General features: G+C 73.2%; 7 protein-coding genes. 3 read left to right on the top strand and 4 right to left on the bottom strand.

The window, feature by feature from the left end; genetic code table 11:
- The coding region (locus BI06_RS18520; RefSeq protein ID WP_369826147.1) for an AI-2E family transporter at positions 1 to 1,513 on the top strand (1,513 nt) is incomplete at its 5' end.
- Positions 1,514 to 1,579: 66 nt separating this feature from the next.
- Here BI06_RS18520 and BI06_RS48160 read toward each other — a convergent pair.
- From BI06_RS48160 to BI06_RS18505, 3 genes are all read right to left on the bottom strand, one after another.
- Entirely contained in the window at positions 1,580 to 1,900 is a 321-nt protein-coding gene (locus BI06_RS48160) for a hypothetical protein (RefSeq protein ID WP_149030394.1), read from the bottom strand.
- Between the two features lie 197 nt (positions 1,901 to 2,097).
- Positions 2,098 to 2,640, bottom strand: a complete 543-nt coding sequence (locus BI06_RS18510) for an alkyl hydroperoxide reductase (RefSeq protein WP_030397081.1) — start codon at positions 2,638 to 2,640, stop codon at positions 2,098 to 2,100.
- Between the two features lie 3 nt (positions 2,641 to 2,643).
- Positions 2,644 to 3,195 carry a peroxiredoxin gene (locus BI06_RS18505; RefSeq protein WP_030397082.1) on the bottom strand — a complete coding sequence of 184 codons (552 nt, stop codon included), beginning with the start codon at positions 3,193 to 3,195 and terminating at the stop codon, positions 2,644 to 2,646.
- Positions 3,196 to 3,387: 192 nt separating this feature from the next.
- Between BI06_RS18505 and BI06_RS18500 the strand changes: the two genes are divergently transcribed.
- Positions 3,388 to 4,341, top strand: coding sequence for a LysR substrate-binding domain-containing protein (locus tag BI06_RS18500; RefSeq protein ID WP_030397083.1), 954 nt, complete (start codon positions 3,388 to 3,390; stop codon positions 4,339 to 4,341).
- Between the two features lie 63 nt (positions 4,342 to 4,404).
- On the opposite strand, the gene BI06_RS18495 is transcribed toward BI06_RS18500, so the two are convergent.
- On the bottom strand, positions 4,405 to 5,028 hold the full coding sequence (locus tag BI06_RS18495) for a TetR/AcrR family transcriptional regulator (RefSeq protein WP_043469200.1): 624 nt from the start codon (positions 5,026 to 5,028) through the stop codon (positions 4,405 to 4,407).
- Between the two features lie 160 nt (positions 5,029 to 5,188).
- Between BI06_RS18495 and BI06_RS18490 the strand changes: the two genes are divergently transcribed.
- Entirely contained in the window at positions 5,189 to 7,393 is a 2,205-nt protein-coding gene (locus tag BI06_RS18490; protein WP_043469198.1) for an MMPL family transporter, read from the top strand.
- Positions 7,394 to 7,421 lie beyond the last annotated feature (28 nt).

The following is a 7,421-nucleotide window of genomic DNA, read 5'->3' as shown; positions in this document are numbered from 1 at the left end:
CCGGCGGGGAGAAGTGGTAGCGAGCATGGCGCGGGGCGGAAAGGCCTTCAAGGCCGTGGCCAAGGGCATGGCCGTGGTGGCGAGCGCGGCCGCCGTCATCGAACGGCGCCGACGGGCCGCGATGGCGGCCGACTTCCACGAGACCCTCCACCCGGTGAGCCAGGCGGATCCGGTGGGCCCGGTGGATCCGGCGGCGGCTCCGGCCGGCCGTCCGCTGCCCGGTCCGCGCGCGGCCGCCGTGCCCGCGGAGGCGGCCGTCGTACCGGCCGGGCCGTCCGGTCCGGCCGCCGCGCCCGTCCCGGTGGCCGCACCGCCCGCCTCCGCCGCCCCCGCGCCGGTCGCCGCTCCCACCGCCGCCCCGCTGCCCCCGCACGGCCATTTCGGCCGGCCCGCCACCCCCGCCGAGGCGGTGCCGTGGAGCCTGCGGGTCGCCGCCGAGTCCACCTGGCGGCTGCTGCTGCTCGGTGCCGCGCTCTACGTCGTCTTCTACATCGTCGACATGCTGCGGCTGGTCGCCTTCGCGGTCCTCGCCTCGCTGCTGATCTCCGCGCTGCTGGAGCCCACCGTCTCCTGGCTGCGCCGGCACGGGGTCCCGCGCTCGCTCGCCGCCGGCGGGGTGTTCATGAGCGGACTGGCCGGCATCGGGCTGGTCGGCTGGTTCGTGGTCTGGCAGGTGACCACCAACCTGGAGACCGTCACCAGCAAGGTCAAGGCCGGTGTCGACCAGCTGCGGGACTGGCTGATCACCGGGCCGCTGCACCTGACCGAGCAGCAGATCACCGACTTCGCCAACCAGATCACCAAGGCGATCAGCACCAACAGCGAGCAGATCACCTCCGCCAGCATCACCGGCGCGCAGATCGCGGTCGAAGTGCTGACCGCGGTCCTGCTGGCGTTCTTCACCACCTTCTTCCTGCTCTACGACGGCGAGCGGATCTGGAACTGGGCCCTGCGCGGCCTGCCCAGGCACTCCCGGTACGCGATGGCCGGCGCGGGCCCCAAGGCGTGGGCCACGCTCACCGCCTATGTCCGCGGCACCGTCTGCGTGGCGTTCATCGACGCGGTCTGCATCGGTGTCGGGATCCAGCTGCTCGGCGTGCCGATGGCGCTGCCGCTCGCCGTGATCATCTTCCTCGGCGCCTTCGTCCCGCTGGTCGGCGCGCTGGTCACGGGCACCGTCGCGGTCCTGATCGCGCTCGTCACCACGACACCGTGGACGGCGCTGATGGTGCTGGTGGTCCTGATCGCGGTCCAGCAGATCGAGGGCCACGTCCTCCAGCCGCTGATCCTCGGCCGCGCCGTCCGGGTCCACCCGCTCGGCGTCGTCCTCGGTGTGGCCGCCGGATCGATCATCGGCGGCATCGGCGGCGCCATCGTCGCCGTCCCCCTGATCGCGGTCACCAACACCGTGGTCACCCACCTCCGCCGCCGCAACGAGGCCGGCCAGGCCGTCTTCACCGCCCTCGAAGCCGCCCGCGAAGCCGCCACCCGCCCCCATCCCCCCACCCCCTGACCAACCACGCAACGGGCCCTTCGCCCCGGACCGGAGTCCGGGGCGAAGGGCCCGTTCGATGTTCGCTCAGCGTGCGGCGAGCACTGCCATCCAGACCAGCGCTCCCATGCAGCCGAGCAGCGCGCCATTGGCGACCAGCGCCGATTTCGCCGCTCCCGCCCACCGGCGGGCCGGTGTGACGATCAGCAGCGCCCAGGCCAGCAACCCCCCTGCCACCGGTCCGACCAGCGGCAGCAGAACGACCCGGGCGGCCCGGTCCACGTGCCAGTCCTCGTCGAGCGCGAACAGCGAGAGCAACGACGCCCCCGCGACCCACCCGACCACCAGGACCCCCACCAGCACCCAGTGGGCGACCGCCAGCCTCCGCCACCCACCCCGGCTCGTCACCGCACCGCCCCGGTCCGGAACCGTGTGTTCCCCCCTGTGTCGGGCATGCCGCTGGTCCTCTCCGGGAAGTGTGTTCGGTCCGGTTCGGACTGTAGTCGGGGAGCGGGGTGGGTGTGGGGGGAACGCGGGTACGCGAACGGGCCCTTCGCCCCGGACCGGAGTCCGGGGCGAAGGGCCCGTTGCGTGGTGGTGCCGGGTCAGGCGGTGATGCTCGCCAGGGCGGCCTCGGAGTCGAGGACGCCGGCGACGGCCTGGAGGACGGCGGCGATCTTCATCGAGGCCTGGACGACCTCGCGGTCGACGCCGGCCTTGCGGAGGACGGCCTCGTGCGAGTCCAGGCACTGGCCGCAGCCGTTGATCGCGGAGACCGCGAAGCACCAGAGCTCGAAGTCGACCTTCTCGACGCCGGGAGTGCCGATGATGTTCATCCGCAGACCGGCCCGCATGCTGCTGTACTCCTTGTCGGAGAGCAGGTGCAGCGTCCGGTAGTAGACGTTGTTCATCCCCATGACCGCGGCCGCGCCCTTGGCGGCGTTGTACGCCTCCGGGGAGAGGTTGGCCTTGGCCTCGGGCTCCAGCTCGCGCAGCACGGCGGGGCTGCGGGTGGCCATCGCGCAGGAGAGCACGGTGCCCCACAGCTGCTGGGCGGGGAGGTCGGAGTTGCCGATGACCGAGCCCAGGTTGAGCTTGAGGTCCTTGGCGTAGTCCGGGAGGGCGGACTTCAGGTCGTCGAGGGCCATGGGTCAGCCGGCCAGCAGGGCCTGGGCGTCGAGGGTGTCCTCGCCCTTGGTCCAGTTGCAGGGGCACAGCTCGTCGGTCTGCAGGGCGTCCAGCACCCGCAGGACCTCCTTCGGGTTACGGCCGACGGAGCCGGCGGTCACCATGACGAACTGGATCTCGTTGTTCGGGTCGACGATGAAGACGGCGCGCTGGGCGGTGCCGTCCGCGGCCTCGACGCCGCAGGCGCGCATCAGGTCGTGCTTGACGTCGGCCAGCATCGGGAACGGCAGGTCGCGGAGGTCCTTGTGGTCCTTGCGCCAGGCGTGGTGCACGAACTCGGAGTCGCCGGAGACGCCGAGGATCTGGGCGTCGCGGTCGGCGAACTCGTCGTTCAGCTTGCCGAACGCGGCGATCTCGGTCGGGCAGACGAAGGTGAAGTCCATCGGCCAGAAGAAGACGATCTTCCACTTGCCCTCGTAGGACTTGTGGTTGATCTCGGCGAAGGCGTTCGCGGCGTCCAGGTCGACGCAGGCGTTGAGTTCGAACTCGGGGAACTTGTCACCGATCGTGAGCACGTTCGCTTCTCCTGAAGTTGAGACGAGGGGAGTTTGTCCGTTTTGCGGAACGGTCTCCACCATTCCACATCGTGGACTGATCAGGGAAATAGCTACACTCGATGTGACTGATCGGAGAGAGTTATCAACAGTCCCACGCCCCCCTCCCGCCCCGTCCGTCGCAGGGCCTCCGCCCGTAAACCCGACGCGGCTGTGGGGAACGCCACCTCGCGCGGCCCCCGGGCGCCGACGGTCGCCCAGCTCAGGGCCTTCGTCGCGGTGGCCGAGCACCGGCACTTCCGGGAGGCCGCGGCGGCCACCGGTACGAGCCAGCCGGCCCTCTCCGGGGCGGTCGCGGCGCTGGAGGAGTCGTTGGGCGCGCAGCTCGTCGAGCGTACGACGCGCCGGGTCATGATCACTCCGCTGGGTGAGCGCGTCCTGGAGCACGCGCGCCGGGTGCTCGCCTCCGTGCAGGCGCTCACCGAGGAGGTGGACGCCGCCCGCCGGCCCTTCACCGGGCCGCTGCACCTGGGCGTCATCCCGACCGTCGCCCCGTACCTGCTGCCGACCGTGCTGCGGCTGGTCCGCGACCGCTACCCGGAGCTGGAGCTGCACGTCCACGAGGAGCGGACGCCCTCGCTGCTGGAGGGGCTGGCCGCCGGGCGGCTGGACGTCCTGCTGCTCGCGCTGCCGGCCGGCGGCTCCACGCCGACCCGGGACATCCCGCTGTTCGACGAGGACTTCGTCCTGGTCACCCCGCCCGAGCACGAGCTCGCCGGGCAGGTGGACGTGGCCCGCGACGTGCTGCTCGACCTGGACGTGCTGCTGCTGGAGGAGGGCCACTGCCTGCGCGACCAGGCCCTCGACATCTGCCGCGAGGTCGGCGCCGACCCCGGCGGCTCGACCACCAGGGCGGCCGGACTGTCCACCCTGGTGCAGCTGGTGGCCGGCGGCCTCGGGGTGACCCTGCTGCCCGCCACCGCGCTGGACGTCGAGGCGGGCCGCGCCGACCGGCTGGCCGCCGTCCGCTTCGCCGCGCCCGCGCCGGGCCGCCGGATCGGGCTCGCCGCCCGGCCGGGGTCGGCCCGCAGCGGCGAGTACGACCGTTTCGCGGCCTCGCTGCGGGAGGTGCTGGCCGAGCTGCCGGTCCGGATCGTCCAGTCCTGACAGGGGCGGGGCTCGCATCGGGAGTGCCCGCCCCCGCGCCGCCGCTCAGGACCGCGCCGCCGCTCAGGTCCGCGCGGGCGCGCCGAGGCAGAGGCCGACGGTGGTGGCGACGAGCAGGTCGAGCGCCCGGCGGGACTCCGGCTCCGGGTCCTCGCCGGCGGCCTTGAGGACCAGGTAGCGGTCGCTCAGGCCGTTGAAGCCGGCCAGGAAGTACACCGCGACCTCCCCGGCCGGCACCGGCAGCGTCAGCCCGTGCGCGGCGGCGAGCCCGGTGAGCAGCGCGGCGGCGGTGCCCTCGATCTCGTGCTGGAGTGCCCGCATGGTCTCCTGCAGGTCCGGGTCGCGCAGCGCCATCGCGGAGAACTCGGTGATCAGCGCGCACTTGCCGTCCTCGCCGACGGCGCTGTCCCAGAGGGCGTGGACCATCGTCCTGACCTGCTCGCCGAACGGGCCCTCGGCGGGGGCCGAGGCCCGGACCTGGCCGATGAACTCGGCGGTCAGCTGCTCGACGACGGCCCGGTAGAGGTCCTTCTTGGTGCCGAAGGTGTAGTGCACCGTCGCCTGTGCCACGCCCAGCTCCGCCGCGATCGCGCGGGTGCTGCCCGCGGCGATCCCCTCGCGGGCCATCAGGTCGATCGCGGCCTGGATCAGTTGGGGGCGCCGCTCGGCGGCCGGGACGTGAGCCATTGGGCCAGGGTATCGCCATGTTCGGACAACCGGATCGAATGATCTCGTCGGACGTTCGCGTCACTCGACTTTGTCATGCGACAAAGTTGCGCGTACGGTGAACGGGACGACCGAGCACCGCGCTCCCGCCTGCCCGAACGACCCGATCGAAGGTGCACGCATGGCCACGTACCTGTACCGCCTGGGCCGCCTCTGCTTCCGCCGGAGGAGAACCGTCCTCGCCGTCTGGCTCGCCCTGCTGATCGCGATCGGCGGCGGCGCCGCGGCCTTCGGCGGCAAGACCACCGAGGAGTTCAAGGTCCCCGGGACCGAGGCCCAGGCCACCCTGGACCGGATCAAGGACACCTTCCCGGCCCAGGGCCACGGCTCGGCCCAGGTGGTCTTCCGCAGCGACGCGGCCGGCGGCATCACGGGCCCCGAGAACGCCCGGGCCGTCGGCGAGGCGGTCGCCCGGATCGCCGCCGTCCCGGGTGTCGCGGGCATCCCCGACCCGTACGCCACCGGCGCGGTCTCCCCGGACGGCACGGTCGCGCTCGGCCTGGTCTCCTTCGACAGCAAGCTCGGCGACATCACCGACCAGCAGCGCGACGCGGTCCGGGCGGCGGCCGACCCGGCCCGCGCGGCCGGTGTCACGGTGGCCTTCGGCGGCGACGCCTACAACAAGATGGCCCAGGTCGACGGCGGCGAGGTGATCGGCCTGATCGTGGCCGGGCTGGTCCTGGTGGTCACCCTGGGGTCGCTGGTCGCGGCCGGGCTCCCGCTGCTCACCGCACTGGTCGGGGTCGGGATCGCGATGGCCGGGGTGTTCACCGTGGCCAGCTCCTTCGAGGTCATCTCGACCGCGCCCGTGCTGGCGCTGATGGTCGGCCTGGCGGTCGGCATCGACTACGCCCTGTTCATCGTCTCCCGGCACCGGCGCCACCTCGCCGAGGGCCTGGAGCCGGAGGAGGCCGCCGCCCGTGCCAACGCGACCGCCGGCAGCGCGGTGGTGTTCGCCGGCCTCACCGTCGTCGCCGCGCTGGCCGGGCTGGCCGTCGCCGGGGTGCCGTTCCTGACCGTGATGGGCCTGGCCGCCTCCGCCGCCGTGGTGGTCGCGGTGCTGGTGGCGATCACCCTGCTGCCCGCCGTGCTCGGCTTCGCCGGCCGGGGCATCGACCGGCTGCCGGTCCGGCGGCGGGCGCTGCGGACCACCGGGCGCACGACGCTCGGCGAGCGCTGGGCGGGCTTCGTGGTGCGCCGTCCGCTCGCCGTGCTGCTGGTGGGCCTCACCGCCCTGGTCGCGCTCGCCGTGCCGGCCGCGAGCCTCACCCTCGGCCTGCCGGGCGGCGGCTCTCAGGCCAAGGGCACCGACGCCCGCACCGCGTACGACCTCGTCGACCACAGCTTCGGCCCCGGCTTCAACGCGCCGCTGGTCGTGGTGGTCGACGCCGCCGGGGCGGCGCAGCCGGAGCAGGCGGTCCAGGGCGTGGCCGGGCGGCTCGGCGCGCTGCCGGGTGTGCAGACGCTGCTCCCGCCGCAGTTGGACGGGCCGAGCCGCACCGCGCTCGTCCCGGTCATCCCGAAGACCGGCCCGGACCACGCCGACACCCGGCAGCTGGTCACCGACATCCGCGACCAGCGCGACGCCCTCGAGGCCGAGACCGGCGCGCGGATCGACGTCACCGGCACCACAGCCGCCAACATCGACGTCTCCGCCAAGCTGAGCGACGCGCTGCCGCCGTTCGTCGCGGTGATCGTGGGCATCGCGCTGGTGCTGCTGGCGCTGGCCTTCCGCTCGATCCTGGTGCCGCTGAAGGCGGTGGCCGGCTTCCTGCTCTCCATCACGGCCTCGCTCGGCGCCGTCGTCGCGGTCTACCAGTGGGGCTGGCTGGACGGCCTGATCGACGTGCCGAAGGTCGGCCCGGTGGTCAGCTTCGTGCCGATCCTGCTGATCGGTGTGCTGTTCGGGCTCGCGATGGACTACGAGCTGTTCCTGGTCTCGGGGATGAAGGAGCACCATGTGCACGGCATGGCGCCGCGCGAGGCGGTGGTGGCCGGGGTGAAGAACGGCGCCCGGGTGGTCACGGCGGCCGCGCTGATCATGGTCGCGGTGTTCGGCTCGTTCGTCTTCGGCCACGACCCGATCGTCCAGCCGATCGGCTTCGCGCTCGCGGTCGGCGTACTGGTGGACGCCTTCGTGGTGCGGATGGCGCTGGTGCCGGCCGCGATGGCGCTGTTCGGGCGGGCGGCCTGGTGGTTCCCGAAGAGCCTGGACAAGGTGGTGCCGCGGGTGGACATGGAGGGCGAGCAGCTGATGGCCCGGCTGGAGCCGGCGGCCGGCGCGGCCGCCGCCGACCCGGGGGCCAAGCAGCCCGAGCGGGTCTGAGCCGGGTCCGACCCGAGCCGAGCGGAGG

The sequence above is a fragment of the Kitasatospora sp. MBT66 genome, from assembly GCF_000710405.2.
In the GTDB taxonomy this organism is placed as follows: Bacteria; Actinomycetota; Actinomycetes; order Streptomycetales; family Streptomycetaceae; genus Kitasatospora; species Kitasatospora purpeofusca.
The sequence above is the reverse complement of the archived record's forward strand: the minus strand, read 5'-3'. Positions and strand labels throughout refer to the sequence as shown.

Bases quoted from the DNA above. Each gene is read 5' to 3' on its own strand.
- BI06_RS18510 (WP_030397081.1), bottom strand. From the start codon at position 2,640: ATGGCCCTCGACGACCTGAAGTCCGCCCTCCCGGACTACGCCAAGGAC.
- BI06_RS18495 (WP_043469200.1), bottom strand. From the start codon at position 5,028: ATGGCTCACGTCCCGGCCGCCGAGCGGCGCCCCCAACTGATCCAGGCC.
- BI06_RS18490 (WP_043469198.1), top strand. From the start codon at position 5,189: ATGGCCACGTACCTGTACCGCCTGGGCCGCCTCTGCTTCCGCCGGAGG.